2 protein-coding genes and 1 pseudogene are annotated in these 3,134 nt (G+C 65.4%); all 3 read right to left on the bottom strand.

Features of this window, described 5'->3' with window-relative positions; genetic code table 11:
- Positions 1–132 precede the first annotated feature (132 nt).
- Entirely contained in the window at positions 133–564 is a 432-nt protein-coding gene (locus tag AC1DKD_RS40330; RefSeq protein ID WP_441634094.1) for a hypothetical protein, read from the bottom strand.
- Between the two features lie 27 nt (positions 565–591).
- Positions 592–2,439, bottom strand: a complete 1,848-nt coding sequence (locus AC1DKD_RS40335) for a GMC family oxidoreductase (RefSeq protein WP_441634096.1) — start codon at positions 2,437–2,439, stop codon at positions 592–594.
- A gap of 21 nt (positions 2,440–2,460) precedes the next feature.
- Positions 2,461–3,134 (bottom strand): annotated as a pseudogene (locus AC1DKD_RS40340) (hypothetical protein); the annotation flags it as partial.

A 3,134-nucleotide genomic window follows, 5' to 3' on the forward strand; every position in this document is an offset into this window, starting at 1 on the left:
CCTGCGTGCCGACCGCCGGCAATGGGGCCGCTGTCGTCAGGCGCTGGCGCGGCGGCAGCAACGACCAGCCCACCAGCAGCGCACCGGCGGCGCCGACTCCGCCAAACAGGAAGGTCCTGCGCTTCATGATGGTCAGAACACAAGGGAAAAGTCGATCAGGCGATGCTTGTCCCAGTACACAACGCCGAGATAGGCATCCGGCGCGATGCAGCGGATCTCGTCCCGTATCCAGTGCGCCACGACCGAAGTCTCGGCATAGTCCAGGACAATGCACTCCTTCTGGTCGAGCCAGCTTTCACCCTTGTACACCTTCGCCAGGATGGCCTCGAGCCCGAAAGGCGATATCTTGTTCTTGAGCACCCCGCGCCTGGCGTCGAAGACTTTGCCCTGCCAGGCGAAAAGATTGATCATCCTTGCGATGCTCTCGCTGAACACCGTGCCGGGCGAGATGATCGCCGTGCCCGTGGCTTCGCCATCCGGAATCTCGCCGGCCGGGCTGTTGCGGAACAATTCGTCCAGCTGTTCCTGGCTCATCGCCAGCAGCTTGCTCACGTCGTAGGCCATCTTCCACCTCCCTTGTCGATCGGCTGCCTATGCGCCCGTTGTCGTCTCGTTCAAGATGACATCGGCCGCCTTCTCGGCAACCATGCAAATTGCGCTAGCCGGGAAAAAGCCAGGAATCCTCGGAAAAACGGAGGCGTCGACGACACGCAGCCGGCGCGTTCCGTGCACGGAAAAACCGCTGTCGAGCACACCGCCCGCCTCGCGCGGGCCGATGGCGCAGGTACACGATGCGTGGTGCCCCCACGCGTTGTCGCGCACATAGCCAGCCAGTTCCGCATCATCGCGCAGGTGGGCGCCGGGAAGCTGCTCCTGCGCGATCACGCCGCGCTCGGCCAGCGGTACGGCCAGCTTGCGCACGTAGCGGATGGCTTCGATCACCGCGCGCATATCCTCGTCCGAGGCGGCATCGCCCTCCTCGAAATAGTGGAAGTTGATCAGGGGCGTATCGAGCGGATTCGCGGACCGCAGCAGGACCGTGCCCGCGCGATTCTGCGTGTGCGCCTTGAGTATGGCCCAGGTGAGGATATCGTCGCTCTGGGCGAACACCTTGGAATAACCCGGAAAATAGCCGGCAAAGTGCTCGACCAGCGCCATGCAGAAAATATCCGGCACGGGAAGGCCTTTGCGCGAACGCCTCGCCACCGCGATCGCGACGCCGTTGGAAGTGTAGACACCGTGGCGCAGGTCGCGCCAGCTGCAATAGGCCGGGTCGTCCCTCTCGAAGCGGGCGCCGTTCAGTATCTGCCAGGGCCGCGCCATCCGGCTCACGACGCCCACCTCATAGCGATCCTGGAGATTGCGGCCGACCCCAGGCAGATCCACCCGCACGGGTATGCCATGCTCGCGGAGGTGCCCGGCGGGACCAATCCCCGAGAGCATCAGCAATTGCGGCGTATTGAACGCGCCGCCCGCCAGGATCACCTCGCGGCGAGCGCGCACTTCCTGCCGCACGCCGGGCGCCGGATTTGGCGAGACGTGCGCCTGGTAGAGATGCCGCCCCTTGAGATATTCGACCCCGAACGCGGTGCCGTTCGCGTCGATCAGCACCCTGGTCGCCAGTGCGTCCAGTTCGATATGCAGCCGCGAGGGAAAACGGCCGGCGACTTCCAGCACCCGTTCGCGCGTGCCGGTGCGGGCATGGCCGCTGGTCGTCATCGGCGTATAGCACACGCCATCGAAACATCGTCTTCCCCAGATCCTGGAGTTCGGGTCGCCCTGCCACCGGAAGAAGCGCAGCAAGGCATGGAGCCGCCTCGGCACGCTGCGCGCCGCCATCTCCATCGAGCCGAGAATCAGGCGCGTCAGCGCGTCATCGGTGAGCGCCTGCAGGGGAAACGCGCGCTCCGTGCTGAGCCAGCCGTCCCAGCCGTGGGCAGTGGGATCGAAACCCAGGCGGCGGGCAAGCGCCCACAGCGGACGGTGGCGGCATTGCTCCAGCCGCTTGGCATAGCGGCGCATGTGGCTGGCCTTCCACGAGCGGTCGCCGGTCAGCGCGGCAATGCCGTCCCAGTCGGCATCGTGGGGGTAGAGAAAGATCATCGCGTTGTGGGCGGTGCAGCCGCCCAGGGTCGCGGCCCGGGGATAGAGCACGCCTTCGCTGCCGCACTTGGGGTCGCGCCGTTGCTGTGCATCGTCCGCGTAATGACGCACGAAGAAGTTCCAGCTCATCGCGGGATTCTCGGAGGCGCAGGCGTGAAACGCCGGCACTTCGTAATCCTCCGGCAGGCACGCCGCCCCATGCTCGCGCGCATCGCAACCCGCCTCGATCAGGAACACGCGCATGCCTGCTTCAGCGAGCCGCGCGGCGAGCGTGCCGCCGCCCGCGCCGGAGCCAACGATCACATAATCCCAAGCTTCCTCGCCTTGAGCAGACATATCCCCGCCGCGCAGTCTTCATCAGAAGGTCTTGAGAAAGGCAATCAAGGCCCGCTTGTCCTCGTCGCTCAGTACCGGCTCCTGCCCGAACGATTGCTCATCGGCGCTCAGGCCGGCCTGGTTGTTGAACTCCGCCGTGCCGAAGTAGTGGCCGCGATTCACCACGAAATCCGGGCATTTGCTCAGGCTCAGCATGGGCTTGACGAGGTTGGCGTAGGTCTTTCGCAGATCGTCGTCGGTGGCGCCCTCCGGTACCGAAGCCAGGTCGGACTTCAGCTTGACCGCAAGGCTCACCACCTTGGCCGCGTGGTCGGCCTTTGCACCGGTTTCGCTGCTTTCCGCCAGCGGCTGGATATTGGCGATCAGGTTGACCGGCATCTGCCTGGGYGCGGGACCGATGGTCACATCGCCTCCGGCCCCCACCAGCCACGGCGCGAAGCGGTGCATGAAGCCTTGCAGCGGCTTGAGCGCATCCGGCACGAAGCCCGCCGGGACAGTGATCTGGCTGCGCTCCGTGGTGCGGTCGATCACGCCGGGCACCTTGGTCCCCAGGACCTCGTCGCGCGCGCGTTTTTCCGGCCAGAGCAATTGCTCGATGGAAGCATCGAATACCTTCACCCGGCTTGCCACCGAAGGATCCTCGCTAAACGGCCCGAGCGCATTGTTGAGGAAGAGCGGCGCGGTCGACCACACGC

The organism is Cupriavidus sp. 05T313, from assembly GCF_056396665.1.